Genomic DNA, 14,051 nt, shown 5'->3' with positions numbered 1-14,051 from the left:
CCCTTCCCGTGCCCGTGCGCCGCGCGACGCACGAGGGTCAACGATAGACGAGGCGGGCGACCCCGGGGTGTCGGACTCCCGCGGTAGTCTCTGAATCGGTCACGAACCGAGGAGTCACATGTCCCTGAACGACACGGATCACGCGCCCGCCGGCGCGGTCGTGCATCCCTGGCGACGCTACGTCGCAGTCGGCGACTCCTTCACCGAGGGGATCGGCGACCCCGAGCCCGGTCTTCCCGACGGCCACCGCGGGTGGGCCGACCGCGTCGCCGAGGTGCTCTCACAGCAGGTCGACGATTTCGCCTACGCGAACCTCGCGGTGCGCGGCAAGCTCATCACGCAGATCGTCGGCGACCAGATCGAACCCGCGCTCGCCCTGAAGCCCGACCTCGTGAGCTTCTCGGCGGGCGGCAACGACGTCATACGTCCCGGCAGCGATCCGGATGCCGTTGCCGACCAATTCGAGGACGCGGTCGTGCGACTGCGCCGCGACGGAGCGACGGTCGTCGTCTTCACGGGCATCGACACGAGATTCACGCCCGTCTTCCGCAACATCCGGGGCAAGGTCGCGATCTACAACGAGAACATCCGCGCCATCGCCGACCGCCAGGACTGCATCGTCGCAGACATGTGGTCGCTCAAAGAGGTGCAAGATATGCGCTTCTTCGATCAGGATCGACTGCACCCCAATCCGCTCGGACATCACGAGATCGCGCGGATGGTGCTGCGCGCGCTGAACGTTCCCAACGACCTGCAGCCCATGCAGCCCGATCCCCTTCCCGCGACGACATGGCGCGAGGCCCGCGGAAGCGATCTCGTGTGGGCCCGGTCGCACCTGGTGCCGTGGGTGCTGCGACGCCTTCGCCACGAATCATCCGGAGACCTCATCAAAGCCAAGCGACCGGAACCCCTGCCGATCGTGACCCTCGCGCCGGGGCAGGATGCCGCGTCCGGGCGCGGCGACGGGGTCTGACCGATCCGCGGCTTCGTGCGCGTGACCGGTCCGCTCAGGCCCGCAGCGCCCACAACGTCACCGCGCTCGCCGCGGCGACGTTGAGCGAATCCACGCCTCCGGCCATCGGGATCGTGACGATCGAGTCCGCGGCCTCGAGGGCGCGCCGACTGAGCCCGTCGCCCTCCGCACCGAACACCACAGCCACGCGCTCGTGCCGCGCGGCGACGAACTCATCGAGCGTGACGGCACCGTCGGCGAGCGCGAGGCCGGCGATGTGCAAGCCCGCGGCGTGCAGCATCTCGCGGGCATCTCGCCACTCGGGCAGCCGCGTCCAGGGCACCTGGAAGACGGTCCCCATGCTCACCCGCACGCTGCGCCGGTAGAGCGGGTCGGCGCAGCGCGGCGTGACGAGCACCGCATCGGCGCCCAGCCCCGCGGCCGCGCGAAAGATCGCCCCGACATTCGTATGGTCGACGATGTCCTCCAGGATGACGACCAGTCGCGCTGCGGCGACGACCTCTGCGACGGGCGGCGATTCGGGCCGGTGCATCGCAGCGAGGGCCCCGCGATGGATCGCATATCCGGTGAGCTCTTCGGCAACCGCGGCGGGCACGACGAAAACGGGCGTCCCTTCGGGCAGCAGGGGCACGACATCCGCCGCCCACTTCTCCTGCACCAGCGCCGACCGCGGCCGGTGGCCGGCCGCGATCGCCCGTTCGATGACCTTGGCCGACTCGGCGATGTACAAACCGCCCGCGGGCTCGAGCACCCGGCGGAGGGCGACGTCGGTGAGGTCGCGGTAGTCCGCGAGCGCGGGGTCCGCGGGATCGTCGATGCGGATGATGCCCATACGGTCTCCCTCCGTCGCTCGTGCCGGTGCGTCCACTCTGCCTCATCGCCCCTCTGCCTTATCGCCCCACTGGCAGTGCCCCGTAACATCCCCGAAAACCGCGAGCCGTAGAATCACCCAGACGCGAGGGGAGACGAATCGGATGACGACCGTCACGCAGCTCGACGCCGAGGCGGCCGCCATGGTGGAGCTCGCCGTCGCCACGCTCGCGGGGCGGAAGATCGCGGTGCTCACCGGCGCAGGCGTCTCGACCGATTCCGGCATCCCCGACTACCGCGGTCATGGTGCACCCGTGCGCACCCCCATGACGGCGCAGCAGTTCCTCGCCGACGAGGCGGCACGCCGGCGCTATTGGGTCGGCAGCCACCTCGGCTGGAAGGCATTCTCTGCGGCGAATCCCAACGGCGGACACGAAGCGCTCGCGACACTCGAGGCACGCCGGATCGTCGCGGGAGTCATCACTCAGAACGTCGACGGCCTGCACCTGCGGGCCGGCAGCAGCCGGGTGGTCGAGCTGCACGGCACGATGCGCCGCGTCTTCTGCACCCACTGCGGCCAGGTCTTCGACCGGCGCGACATCGCCGCCCGCGTGGAAGCAGACAACCCCTGGATCACCGTTCCCGAGAACATCGAGCTGGCACCGGACGGCGATGTGCTTCCGCAGAGCACCGACGGCTTCGTCGTTCCCGTCTGCAGCGTGTGCTCCGGGATGCTGAAGCCCGACGTCGTCTTCTTCGGCGAGTACATCCCCGTGGAGCGCTTCCGCGATGCGGAGGCGCTCGTGCGCGCGAGCGACGCGCTGCTGATCGCCGGATCCTCCCTCGTCGTCAATTCCGGCATCCGGCTCGTCGAGCGCGCTCGCCGCCGCAAGATCCCCGTCGTGATCGTCAACCGCGGAACCACCCGCGCCGATGCGCGCGCGACCGTCAAGATCGACGCGGGCACGACCGAGGTCCTGACGTCCCTGGTCGAGTCGCTTCCCCGCTGAGGGCCCGTAGGCTCGATCCGTGACAACCCTGACGCTCGTTCGCCACGGCCAGACCGATTGGAACCTCGCGCGCCGCATCCAGGGCGCCACCGACGTTCCGCTCAACGACACCGGCCGCGGACAGGCGCGCGACGCGGCGGCAGCACTCCGCCCCGACCTGGCGCCGGATTCGACGGTCGTCGTCGCGAGCGACCTCTCGCGCGCTCGCGAGACCGCCGAGATCATCGCCGCGGAACTCGGGCTCGATGCACCGCGGCTCTACCCCGAGCTGCGCGAACGCGCCTACGGCGAGGCCGAGGGCGTGCTGGTGGAGGAGTTCCCCGAGCGCTTCGGCGGCTGGGACCGCGACAGCATCCCCGGGGCGGAGTCCCGCACGGAGCTGCGCCGGCGCGGCGTCCGCGCCGTCCGCCGCGTGGCGCGCGACGTCCGTCGCGACACCGCGCCGACGGCGGTCTCGGTCATCGCGGTGTCGCACGGCGCGCTGATCGGCGAACTCATCCGGCACGCGAGCGGCGATACGCTCCCGCTGCCCGGAGAGCGGCTCGACAACGGCTCGCTGCACCGGTTCGTCATCGAGCGCGAGAGCATCCGGCTGCTGCGCTACGCGGGTGCCGTCGTCTAGGAGCCCGCGCGACGCAGCAGTGCCCGCGCGTGCCGCAGCACGGGCTCGTCGACCATCCGGCCCTCGAACGCGAACACTCCGCGCTCCCCCTCGGCGGCCGCGAGCACGGCCCGCGCCCACGCGAGATCCTTGTCGGCCGGGCGGTACGCCGCGCGGATCACCTCGACCTGCGAGGGATGGATGCACGCGGTGGCCGCGAAGCCGGATGCCGCGGCGTCGGCCGCCTCGATGGAGAGGCGCTTCGCGTCCGCGATGTCGAGGTGCACGGCGTCGATGGCCACCTTCCCCCGCGCGCCCGCGGCGAGCAGCACCCGGGCCCGTGCCTGCCGGGCGACGTCGCGATAGCGCCCGTTCGGCTTGCGCGACGACGTGCCCCCGAGCGATGCCACGAGATCTTCCGCCCCCCACATCAGCGCCGACACGCGATCGCTCGCGGCGAGCCGCTCGGCCGCTGCGATGCCGCGGGCGGTCTCGCACAGGGCGATGAGCGAGAAGCGCTGGTCGATCGCCTTCAGCGCCTTGACGCCCTCGGCCTTGGCCACCATGACGGTGCGGTAGTCCGTCTGCGACAGCGTCGACAGGTCGGAGGCGAACTCGTCACTGCCCGGGGGGTTGATCCGCACGATCACGCGGGCGGGATCCAGATCCGACTCGATCAGCGCGCCGCGGGCGGCCGCCTTCGCGCCGGCGGCGACGGCGTCCTCGAGATCCAGGATGACGGCATCCGCCCGCTCGAGCGCTTTCGCGAACCGCTCCGGCCGGTCGGCCGGGCAGAACAGGAGGGCCGGCCCCAGGGTGAAATCGCTCACGCGCCCGCCGGCCGATCGGCGTGGGCGTCGGCGCACCACATGAGCGCCACCCGGGTGGCCGTGGCGACGACGGTGCCGTCCTGGTTGCGGCCCGTGTGCCGCATCGTCACGAGCCCTTGACCCGGACGCGAGGACGAGAGCCGCTTCGATTCGATCGTCGTCTCGGTGTACAGGGTGTCGCCCGCGAACAGGGGATGCGGAAAGGTGATGTCCGAGAGCCCGAGCTGCGCGACGAGTGTTCCCTGCGTCAGCTGGGTTACGGATGCGCCGACCATGGTCGCGAGAGTCCACATCGAGTTCATGAGCCGCTGCCCGAACGGCTGGGTGGCCGAGTACGCGGCGTCGAGGTGCAGCGCCTGCGTGTTCATCGTGAGCGCCGAGAAGAGCATGTTGTCGGCCTCGGTGATCGTGCGGCCGGGGCGGTGCACGTAGCGGGCGCCCTCCTCGAACTCCTCGAAGTACAGCCCGCGCTGCACGAACTCGCGATCGGAGCTCGCGCGGGCGGGCTCGGGATCCGGGTCGGGGGTGTGCGGCACGGTCGCCACGCTACCCGTGCAGGCCCAGCGCGCGCGAGATGACGAGCAGCTGCACTTCGTTCGTGCCCTCTCCGATCTCGAGGATCTTCGAGTCGCGGTAGTGGCGCGCGACGGGGTACTCGTTCATGAAGCCGTTGCCGCCGAAGATCTGAGTGGCATCCCGCGAGTTGTCCATCGCGGCGTCGCTCGAGGTCAGCTTGGCGATCGCCGCCTCGACCTTGAACGGCATGCCGGCGTCGCGCAGGCGCGCGGCGTGGTGCCACGCGAGGCGGGCATTGTGCACGCGTGCCTGCATCCGCGCGATCGTGAACTGGATGTGCTGGCGGCTCGAAAGCACCTCGCCGAAGACCGTGCGCTTCTTGGCGTAGTCGATCGCCGCCTCGAGGCATCCCTCGGCTGCGCCCGTCGCGAGCGCCGCGATCGCGATGCGTCCCTCATCGAGGATGTGCAGGAAGTTCGCGAATCCGCGCCCCTCCTCCCCCAGCAGGTTGCCCGCCGGGACGCGCGCGTTCTGGAACGTCAGCGGGTGCGTGTCGGAGGCATTCCACCCGACCTTGTCGTACGCCGGCTCGACCGTGAAGCCGGGCGTGCCGTGCGGCACCATGATGGTCGAGATCTCCTTGCGGCCACCGCTCTCGCCCGTCACCGCCGTGACGGTGACGAAGCGCGTGATCTCGGTGCCGGAGTTCGTGATGAACTGCTTCGACCCGTTGATGACCCACTCGTCGGCGCCCGATGACGACACCTCGCGACGCGCCGTCGTGCGGGTCGCGCCGGCGTCGGACCCGGCCTCCGGCTCCGTGAGCCCGAACGCCGCGAGCGCTCGCCCGGCCAGCAGGTCGGGGAGCAGTTCGCGCTTCTGCTCCTCGGTGCCGAAGCGGAACACCGGCATTGCGCCAAGGCTGACCCCGGCCTCGAGCGTGATCGCGATCGACTGATCGACCCGCCCGAGCGCTTCGATGGCGAGGCAGAGTGCGAAGTAGTCGCCGCCCTGGCCACCGACCTCTTCGGGGAACGGGAGCCCGAAGAGCCCCAGCTCCCCCATCCTGGCGACGACGTCGAGGGGCAGGGTGTGCGTGCGGTCCGCCTCGTAGCTGCGGGGAGCGACGACCTCGTCGGCGAAGTCGCGCACCAGGGCGGCGAGCTCGCGCTCGTCGTCGCTGAGTTCTTCGTACATGGTGGTCTCTCCTGGTTCTCAGTCGATGGATGCCGCGGCGTCGGGTTCGACGCGGGCAAGGAGCTGGTCGCGGCGCACCTGGTCGCCGATGGCGACCTCGATCGACGCGGTGCCGGCGTGCGGAGCGAGCACGGGCTGCTCCATCTTCATGGCCTCGATCGTGACGAGGCGGTCGCCGGGCGCGACGGCTGCGCCGTCGGCGACGTGCACGGCGACGACCGTGCCCGGCATGGGTGCGAAGAGGTCGGGATGCGCCGCCGCGATGTCGCCGTCCAACGCGGCGAGGCGGCGCTCGAGCGCCTCCCGGCGGGTCAGCGGTGTGAGGCGATGGGTGGCGCCGTCGGCGTGCACCCACACGGCGCCGTCGGCGTCGATCGCGACCCGTGCGCCGTCCGCCACGCCCGCGGCGCCGGTCACCAGCTCGCCCGCGTCGGTCGCGAAGCTCTGGGTGGCAGGGCGCGGTGACAGGCCGGGGCGCCAGCCGGACCCCGTCATCCACAGGGCGCTCGCGGGCGGTGTGCGACGGTGAGACATGGCATCCCGTCCGAAACGCGGTGCATCGCGCCGTGTTTCGGACGAAACGGCGTTTCTCACGCACGCCGCCGCCGCCGCGGCCACGGCCGACGCGGTGGGGGCCGGCGCCGTGAACGCCGGCATCCGGTCGATGAGGCCCGTGTCGAGGTCGCCCGCGCGTACGGCGTCATCGGCGGCGAGCGCCCTCAGGAACGAGATGTTCGTGTCGAGGCCGAGGACGACGGTCTGCGCGAGGGCGAGGTCAAGCCTCTCCAGCGCTTCGGCGCGATTCCCGCCGTAGGCGATCACCTTGGCGATCATCGGGTCATAGTCGGAGGTCACCCGGCTTCCGGTCTCGACGGCGGAGTCGGTTCGCACCCCCGGCGCCGGGTGCCAGGCGAGCACGGGTCCGCTGGCCGGCAGGAAGCCCCGCTCGGGGCATTCGGCGTACACCCGCGCCTCGATCGCGTGGCCCGTCAGCCGCACATCCTGCTGCGTGAACCCGAGCGGTCGGCCGGCCGCCACCCTGAGCTGCAGCTCCACCAGGTCGAGGCCCGTGACGAGCTCGGTGACCGGGTGCTCGACCTGCAGGCGCGTGTTCATCTCCATGAAGAAGAACTCCTCCGGACGCGCACCCGCCACGATGAACTCCACGGTGCCGGCGCCGCGGTAGTCGACGCTCGCCGCCGCGGCGCACGCGGCCGCACCCAGTCGCTCGCGCGTGGTGGCGTCGACGATGGGCGACGGAGCCTCTTCGATGACCTTCTGGTGGCGACGCTGCAGCGTGCACTCGCGCTCGCCCAGGTGCAGCACCGTGCCGTCGGCCGCGGCGACGACCTGCACCTCGATGTGCCGCGGGCGCTCTATCAGCCGCTCCAGCAGCAGGGCATCGTCGCCGAAGGCCGAGATCGCCACGCGCCGGGCGGTCGCCAGCGCCTCGGGCAGTTCGGATGCCGCGCGCACCACCTGCATTCCCTTGCCCCCGCCGCCGGCAGAGGGCTTGATCAGCAGCGGATAGCCGACGGCGGCCGCGGCATCCGCGATCTCTTCGTCGGTGAGGCCCGTCGCGTCGATGCCCGGCACTACGGGCACGCCGCTGCGGGACACGTGCGCCTTCGACCGGATCTTGCCGCCCATGACGTCGAGGGCACGCTCCCCCGGTCCGATGAAGACGACGCCGGCGTCGTGGCACGCCCGCGCGAACGCGACGTTCTCGGAGAGGAACCCGTAGCCGGGGTGGATGGCCTGGGCGCCGGCATCGCGAGCGGCGGCGAGGATCGCGTTCGCATCGAGGTACGAGAGCGCGGCGGCCGGGGGGCCGATGCGGTACGCGGCATCCGCTTCTCGCACGTGCGGTGCGTCGGCGTCGGCGTCGCTGTAGACGGCGATCGAGCGGATGTCGAGACGGCGGAGCGTGCGGATGATCCGCCGGGCGATCTCCCCGCGATTGGCGACGAGGACCGTGTCGAAGATCGGGCCCGCGTCGACGATCGGGACCGTGTCGACGATCGGGACCGTGTCGGGCATCGCAACCGGTTCATTCACGTCGCTCACATCCGGAAGACGCCGAAGCGCGGTTCGGGCAGGGGCACGCGCGAGACGACATCGAGAGCGAGCCCGAGCACGTCGCGCGTGTCCAGCGGGTCGATCACGCCGTCATCCCACAGCCGCGCCGTCGCGTAGTACGGGTTGCCCTGGCTCTCGTACTGGTCCCGGATGGGTTCCCGGAACGCGGCCTCGTCGTCGGCCGACCACTCCTCGCCGCGCGCCTCGAGCTGGTCCCGCTTCACCGTGGCGAGCACGGACGCGGCCTGCGGCCCGCCCATCACGGAAATGCGGCTTGCCGGCCAGGTCCACAGGAACCGCGGCGAATACGCCCGCCCGCACATCGAGTAGTTGCCCGCGCCGAACGAGCCGCCGATCACGACGGTGAGCTTCGGCACCCGCGTCGTCGCGACGGCGGTGACCATCTTGGCGCCGTCCTTCGCGATGCCCCCGGCCTCGGCATCCCGCCCCACCATGAACCCCGAGATGTTCTGCAGGAACAGCAGCGGGATGCCGCGCTGGTCGCACAGCTCGATGAAGTGGGCGCCCTTCTGCGCCGACTCGGCGAACAGCACCCCGTTGCTGGCGATGATCCCCACGGGGTGTCCGTGGATGCGCGCGAAGCCGGTCACGAGCGTCTCGCCGTAGAGACGCTTGAACTCGTGCAACTCGCTGCCGTCCACGATCCGCGCGATGACCTCGCGCACATCGTAGGGCTGGTTCACATCGACCGGCACGACACCGTAGAGCTCCGCAGGATCGACCGCGGGCGCCGCGGGGGCCGAGACATCCCAGGCGGGCGCGAGAGGCGGCGGCAGGGTCGCCACGATGTCGCGCACGATCTCGAGGGCGTGCTCGTCGTTCTCGGCGAGATGATCGACGACCCCGGACGTGCGGGCGTGCAGGTCTCCCCCGCCGAGCTCCTCGGGCGTCACGATCTCGCCGATCGCGGCCTTCACGAGCGGCGGCCCGCCGAGGAAGATCGTTCCCTGGTTGCGGACGATGACGGTCTCGTCGCTCATCGCGGGGACGTAGGCGCCCCCGGCCGTGCACGAGCCCAGCACTGCGGCGATCTGCGGGATGCCCTGCGCCGAGAGCTGCGCCTGGTTGTAGAAGATGCGCCCGAAGTGGTCACGGTCGGGGAACACCTCGTCCTGCTTGGGCAGGAACGCTCCCCCGGAGTCCACGAGGTAGATGCACGGGAGGCGGTTCTCGAGGGCCACTTCCTGCGCGCGGAGGTGCTTCTTGACGGTCATCGGCAGATAGGTTCCGCCCTTGACCGTGGCGTCGTTGCACACCACCATCACGTGGCGCCCGTGCACGAGTCCGATGCCGCCGATGACCCCCGCGGCGGGCACCTCGTCGTCGTAGAGCCCGTTCGCCGCGAGCGGGGCGAGTTCGAGGAAGGGGCTGCCCGGATCGAGCAGGCGCTCCACCCGCTCGCGTGGCAGCAGCTTGCCTCGGGCGACGTGGCGCTCGCGCGAGGCCTGGGATCCGCCGAGGGATGCCGCGGCCAGCCGTTCCCGCAGCTCGGTGGCGAGTGCGGCCTGGGCATCGCGTGTGCGCGCGAAGGCCGCGTCGTGCGAGACGCCGCTTGCGAGGGTCGTCATGCTGCTGCGGGTCGGCATCCGGTCTCCGTCGACGTCACGATCTCATCACGCGGCTTGTTAGCCGCGCAGGCACCCGGTTAGTGTTCACTAACTGAGCTCTCAGGTTAGCGAGGATTAACTGAAATGGCAAGTGCCCCCACGGGACGCGAGCGCGCGAAAGCCGACCGGCAGTCCGCCCTGGTCAGGGAGGCGGCCCGCCTCTTCGCCGAACGCGGTTTCTCGGGCGTGAGTCTCGAGGAACTCGGCGCCGCGGTCGGGATCAGCGGCCCCGCCGTCTATCGTCACTTCGCCGGCAAGCAGGCGCTCCTGGGCGCGATCCTGGTGCGGGTCAGCGAGGGGCTGCGCAATGGGGGCAGTGAAGTCGTCGGCGCGGGTGGCACCGCAGAAGAGCGCCTTGCCGGCCTGGTGCGCTTCCACGTCGACTTCGCGCTGACCCAGTCCGACGTCATCCGCGTGCAGGACCGGGAGCTCGCGAACCTCATCGATGAGGACCGGCACGCGGTGCGCCGGCTGCAGCGGGAGTACGTGGAGACCTGGGTGCGCGTTCTCGCGGAGGCGCACCCGGACTCGAACGAGCGGGAGCTCCGCGTGCGGGCCCATGCGTGCTTCGGGCTCATCAACTCCACGCCCTACAGCGTCCGGGGACTCCGCGACGCCCCCGACGAGCAGACCGTCCGCGGGCTGCTCGAGACGATGGCGCTCGCCGCGATCTCGTAGCGAGGCGCACCCCGCCCACCGCCAGTACCCTGGGGCGATGGTGAGCGACGACGAAGAAGCGCGCGGAGCGGATGCCGCCGGCGCCGACGCGGCCGGCGTGGCGTCGCGGCGGGATTTCCTGAAGGCGGGAGGCCTCGCGGCCGCCGGGCTCGTCGTGGGCGGCACGGTGGGGGCGGCGGCCGGCGCGGGCATCGGGCACGCGGCCGGCTACCGGGAGGGCGCGCTCGACTACGGCGCGCTCTCCCCGCGGGAGGTTCCCGGCTTCGACCACGTGGTCGTGCTGATGGGCGAGAACCGCTCCTTCGACAACCTTCTGGGCTGGCTCTACACCCCCGACAACCTGCCCGAGGGCGAGACATTCGACGGCCTCGCGTTCGGGGACTATTCGAACCCCGACCCGAGCGGTCGCCGCGTCTCGGCGCACGTCTACGAGGGGCCGACCGACATCGTGATGGGGCTGCCCAACCCCGATCCCGGCGAAGAGTTCCCGCACGTCAACACCCAGCTCTTCGGCACGGTGGATCCGGCATCCAACGCCGACCTCTGGGTGGAGTCGATGGCTCCCCCGTACAACGCACCCGCAGCCGGGGCGGCCGCGACGATGGAGGGCTTCCTCAAGGACTACTACATCAACATCGAGCGCGCCCGTCAGGGCACTCCCCCCGAGCCGTTCGAAGCGGACGACATCATGGGCGGCTTCTCCCCCGAGATGCTGCCGGTGCTGTCCACCCTCGCGCGGGAGTTCGCGGTCTTCGACGCGTGGTTCGCAGCGGTGCCGTCACAGACGTACTGCAATCGGTCGTTCTTCCACGCGTCGACATCCCACGGGCACGTCACGAACAAGCACGGCGGCGGCTACGACAAGTGGCTCGACGCGCCCGCAGCCCCGACGATCTTCAATCGCCTCGACGAGGCGGGGGTCTCGTGGAAGGTGTATTACGACGAGCAGCAGCTCGTCTCGCTGACGGGCGTCATCCACGCCCCCGTGCTCGAGACGCAGTGGCGCACCAAGCACTTCGGCTTCATGAGCGAGTTCTACGAGGACGCGAAGAACGGCGATCTCCCCGCCTACGCGTTCATCGAGCCGCGGCTGGTGTACAACCACAACGACTTCCATCCGCCGTTCGGAGTGTTCCGCACCAGCCAGGTCGATGGCAGGCCCGTGCTCGATTCTGCCGTCTCGGACGTGCGGGCCGGTGAGGCCCTCGTCGCCGACGTCTACAACGCCGTCCGCAAGAGCGCGACGCCGGACGGATCCAACGCGCTCAATACGCTGCTCCTGATCACCTTCGACGAGCACGGCGGCACCTATGACCACGTGCCGCCGCCCAGCGCCACCCCGCCCGATGCCGACGCCCCGCCGGGAGAGATGGGCTTCGGGTTCGACCGACTGGGAGCGCGCGTGCCGGCAATCGCGGTCTCGGCGTACACGCGCGCCGGGACGATCGTGCACGACGAGATGCACCATGGATCGGTCATCGCGACGCTGTGCCGCCAGCACGGACTGAGGCCGCTGACGCGGCGGGATGCCGGAGCCAACGACCTCTCCCCGGTCATCAACCTGCAAACGCCCCGCGACCCGCGGCTCTGGCCCGACGTTCACCCGATGTACGTGCCGGCGAACCCGGAGGCGAGCAATGCACCGGATCCCAGCCAGCATCCGCATAGGGACAAGCCCCTGAGCCCACCCGGAAAGGGGCTCGTCGGAATGCTCCTCGCGCGGTACGGCGACGGCACAGAGCCCGAGCCGGAGACCTACGCGGACGCGTACCGCGTGCTTCAGCAGCATGGTCTGGGCCTGTTCTACCCGAAGCTCGCGTAGCGCTACTCCGCAGCCGAGGGGGGCGAGTCGTTCCCGGCCCCGAGAAGGGCGTCGCGCGGAAGGTGTCGAGTCGTCTCTTCGATGACGGCTGCCGTGGCGCGGAGGGCTGGAAGGTACTTCTTGAGCTGTGAGACTCGAAAGGCCTCCGTCACGATCGAGAGCGACGCGGCGATGTGTCCCAGATGGAACACCGGCACGGCAATGGCGCTGGCACCTGCCCGCACCTCTTCAAGGCTCTGCGCATAGCCGTCTTGAGCGGCAAGCGTGAGTTCGCGCTCGAGGAGTTCGCGATCCACATGAGTCTCACGCGTCAACCGCTGAAGCGGCTCCGCGAGATAAGCCCGCTTGATCCACTCCGCCTCGAACGCGAGAAGCACCTTTCCGGCAGCGGACGCGTGCAAGGGGAGGCGTGAGCCGACCTTCGACATCCTCGCCGCTTGCCGGTCGCCGTGCGCACGCTCGATGAGAAGGGAGTCGCGACCTTGGCGGACAGATATCAGAACGCTCTGATTCGTTATCGCCGCGAGGTCCTGAACCCGCGGCCTCGCGGCCTCCCGCAGCTGGCGTCCGGCCTTTTGCGCCAGCTCCCACAGTCGAATCCCGACTTGATAACGTCCACTCGACGTGCGCTCCAGCACGCCGAAGGATGCGAGCTCGGCCACCAGGCGATGCGTCGTCGAGATCGGCGTCCCGCTGCGCACGCTGATCTCAGCGAGGGAGAGCGAGCCAGGAGCCGACTCGAACGCCTCGAGGACGCTGATCACTTTCGATGTGACCGTTCGCCCAGGTTCCCTGCTTCCGCCTGCCACCCTGGATCACCTCCCTGCCGGCACCGTGTTCCGGGAGTTCAAGAGGGGCGCGAGAACCGTCGAGAGATCGAACATCGAGTCGACGATATGGTGCGGCGATGCTTCGCCATCGGCGGCTTCGGCCTGCGCCCGACTCGTCATGCCAGTGGTGATCAGAATCGCCAAGGCCCCATGACGTCGTGCCATGCTGCACTCGAGCGTCAGGTCATCACCGACGATCAGGATCTCGTCGGGTTCCGCCGACAGCCGTCGCGCGATCTCCGTCATCGCCGCGTCGGCGGGCTTCCCGACGAGCTCGTAGGGCACGCCGGTCACGTGCTGCAGGCCGACAGCGATGAAGCCGGAGACGCCGACATTGAGCCGACCGCGAGATGCGAAGGCCGGAGCGTCGGAGGTGCAATACAGGGCCGCGCCTCCGTGGAGCGCTTCTGCGGCGGCCTGGATCTTCGCGCGCCCGAACTCGGTGTCCCAGCCCACGACCACGGCCGCGACGTCCTCCGCCTTCCGCGAAATCGCCGATTCGACATCCATCACGTCGATGCCCGCGGCGAGCAGCGGCCCTGTCACGCCCGTGCCGCCGAATGCCAGAACGCGGCCACCCGGATGCCGGTCGCGCAAGACCTGGGCGGCAACGATCGCGGGGGTGAGGACCTCATCGTCACGGACATCCAGCCCCACCCGGCGGAGTTCATCGGCGATGGCGGTGGGAGTGCGAGAGCTGCCGTTGGTGAATACGACGATCGGAATCTCGGCCGCGCGAAGCTCTCGGAGCAGTTCTGCTGCTCCGGGGAGGGCTGTGCCGGACTCCCCGCTGGGCTTGTCGGAGAGCACCAGGCATCCGTCGACATCGAACATGATGCCCTTGATCTGCTCCACGGCCGGACCGGACCTGGCATCTGCTTTCGCACCGATCATCGGCGGACCTCCTTTGGGCGTGTGCCCAGTTTGCCTGATTCTGCAGCCATCGCCTCTATGATCATTCCGCTCAGTGGGAGCCACCCCCTCCCTCTTCGACGGAGCAGAATCCTGCGAAAATCCTGCGGCAGCTCCGGACCATTGAAGTCAATCCCATCCAGTGGAAGAGTGCGGCTACGGTCG

At 70.1% G+C, this 14,051-nt stretch carries 13 protein-coding genes; 5 read left to right on the top strand and 8 right to left on the bottom strand.

Features of this window, described 5'->3' with window-relative positions:
* The first annotated feature begins 118 nt into the window (after positions 1–118).
* On the top strand, positions 119–973 hold the full coding sequence (locus tag VNT50_RS13110) for an SGNH/GDSL hydrolase family protein (protein ID WP_325485552.1): 855 nt from the start codon (positions 119–121) through the stop codon (positions 971–973).
* Between the two features lie 34 nt (positions 974–1,007).
* On the opposite strand, the gene VNT50_RS13105 is transcribed toward VNT50_RS13110, so the two are convergent.
* Positions 1,008–1,805: a TrmH family RNA methyltransferase gene (locus tag VNT50_RS13105; RefSeq protein WP_325485551.1), complete on the bottom strand. Its 798-nt coding sequence runs from the start codon at positions 1,803–1,805 to the stop codon at positions 1,008–1,010.
* Positions 1,806–1,947: 142 nt separating this feature from the next.
* Between VNT50_RS13105 and VNT50_RS13100 the strand changes: the two genes are divergently transcribed.
* Positions 1,948–2,793 (top strand): Sir2 family NAD-dependent protein deacetylase, encoded by an 846-nt coding sequence (locus VNT50_RS13100; protein WP_325485550.1) that lies wholly within the window; start codon positions 1,948–1,950, stop codon positions 2,791–2,793.
* Positions 2,794–2,812: 19 nt separating this feature from the next.
* Positions 2,813–3,415, top strand: a complete 603-nt coding sequence (locus VNT50_RS13095) for a histidine phosphatase family protein (protein WP_325485549.1) — start codon at positions 2,813–2,815, stop codon at positions 3,413–3,415.
* On the opposite strand, the gene VNT50_RS13090 is transcribed toward VNT50_RS13095, so the two are convergent.
* The 5 genes from VNT50_RS13090 to VNT50_RS13070 all read right to left on the bottom strand — a co-directional run bounded on the left by VNT50_RS13090 (position 3,412) and on the right by VNT50_RS13070 (position 9,605).
* Positions 3,412–4,224, bottom strand: coding sequence for an HpcH/HpaI aldolase/citrate lyase family protein (locus VNT50_RS13090; protein ID WP_325485548.1), 813 nt, complete (start codon positions 4,222–4,224; stop codon positions 3,412–3,414). The two genes, VNT50_RS13095 and VNT50_RS13090, sit on opposite strands and share 4 nt — an antisense overlap.
* Positions 4,221–4,700, bottom strand: a complete 480-nt coding sequence (locus VNT50_RS13085) for a MaoC family dehydratase (RefSeq protein WP_325485576.1) — start codon at positions 4,698–4,700, stop codon at positions 4,221–4,223. Before VNT50_RS13085 ends, VNT50_RS13090 begins: the two co-directional genes overlap by 4 nt.
* Before the next feature lie 70 nt (positions 4,701–4,770).
* Entirely contained in the window at positions 4,771–5,937 is a 1,167-nt protein-coding gene (locus tag VNT50_RS13080) for an acyl-CoA dehydrogenase family protein (RefSeq protein WP_325485547.1), read from the bottom strand.
* Between the two features lie 18 nt (positions 5,938–5,955).
* On the bottom strand, positions 5,956–7,977 hold the full coding sequence (locus tag VNT50_RS13075) for an acetyl/propionyl/methylcrotonyl-CoA carboxylase subunit alpha (protein ID WP_325485546.1): 2,022 nt from the start codon (positions 7,975–7,977) through the stop codon (positions 5,956–5,958).
* A 23-nt stretch (positions 7,978–8,000) separates the two neighbouring features.
* Positions 8,001–9,605 (bottom strand): carboxyl transferase domain-containing protein, encoded by a 1,605-nt coding sequence (locus VNT50_RS13070; RefSeq protein ID WP_325485545.1) that lies wholly within the window; start codon positions 9,603–9,605, stop codon positions 8,001–8,003.
* Between the two features lie 123 nt (positions 9,606–9,728).
* On the opposite strand from VNT50_RS13070, the gene VNT50_RS13065 reads away from it, so the two are divergent.
* A complete protein-coding gene (locus tag VNT50_RS13065) occupies positions 9,729–10,322 on the top strand; it encodes an SACE_7040 family transcriptional regulator (protein WP_325485544.1) in 594 nt (197 codons plus the stop codon).
* A gap of 37 nt (positions 10,323–10,359) precedes the next feature.
* Positions 10,360–12,144, top strand: a complete 1,785-nt coding sequence (locus tag VNT50_RS13060; RefSeq protein WP_325485543.1) for an alkaline phosphatase family protein — start codon at positions 10,360–10,362, stop codon at positions 12,142–12,144.
* 2 nt (positions 12,145–12,146) lie between these two features.
* On the opposite strand, the gene VNT50_RS13055 is transcribed toward VNT50_RS13060, so the two are convergent.
* Together VNT50_RS13055 and VNT50_RS13050 are read right to left on the bottom strand one after the other, a co-directional pair.
* On the bottom strand, positions 12,147–12,908 hold the full coding sequence (locus tag VNT50_RS13055) for an IclR family transcriptional regulator (protein ID WP_325485542.1): 762 nt from the start codon (positions 12,906–12,908) through the stop codon (positions 12,147–12,149).
* 51 nt (positions 12,909–12,959) lie between these two features.
* The gene (locus VNT50_RS13050) at positions 12,960–13,829 is read right to left on the bottom strand and encodes an HAD-IIA family hydrolase (protein ID WP_325485541.1); all 870 of its coding nucleotides are present in this window, start codon (positions 13,827–13,829) and stop codon (positions 12,960–12,962) included.
* Between the last annotated feature and the right edge of the window lie 222 nt (positions 13,830–14,051).

This window comes from Microbacterium sp., from assembly GCF_035554235.1.
In the GTDB taxonomy this organism is placed as follows: domain Bacteria; phylum Actinomycetota; class Actinomycetes; order Actinomycetales; family Microbacteriaceae; genus Microbacterium.
This window is presented reverse-complemented; position numbering and strand designations above follow the sequence as displayed.

Bases quoted from the DNA above. Each gene is read 5' to 3' on its own strand.
- VNT50_RS13110 (WP_325485552.1), top strand. From the start codon at position 119: ATGTCCCTGAACGACACGGATCACGCGCCCGCCGGCGCGGTCGTGCAT.
- VNT50_RS13105 (WP_325485551.1), bottom strand. From the start codon at position 1,805: ATGGGCATCATCCGCATCGACGATCCCGCGGACCCCGCGCTCGCGGAC.
- VNT50_RS13100 (WP_325485550.1), top strand. From the start codon at position 1,948: ATGACGACCGTCACGCAGCTCGACGCCGAGGCGGCCGCCATGGTGGAG.
- VNT50_RS13080 (WP_325485547.1), bottom strand. From the start codon at position 5,937: ATGTACGAAGAACTCAGCGACGACGAGCGCGAGCTCGCCGCCCTGGTG.
- VNT50_RS13075 (WP_325485546.1), bottom strand. From the start codon at position 7,977: ATGCCCGACACGGTCCCGATCGTCGACACGGTCCCGATCGTCGACGCG.
- VNT50_RS13070 (WP_325485545.1), bottom strand. From the start codon at position 9,605: ATGACGACCCTCGCAAGCGGCGTCTCGCACGACGCGGCCTTCGCGCGC.
- VNT50_RS13065 (WP_325485544.1), top strand. From the start codon at position 9,729: ATGGCAAGTGCCCCCACGGGACGCGAGCGCGCGAAAGCCGACCGGCAG.
- VNT50_RS13060 (WP_325485543.1), top strand. From the start codon at position 10,360: ATGGTGAGCGACGACGAAGAAGCGCGCGGAGCGGATGCCGCCGGCGCC.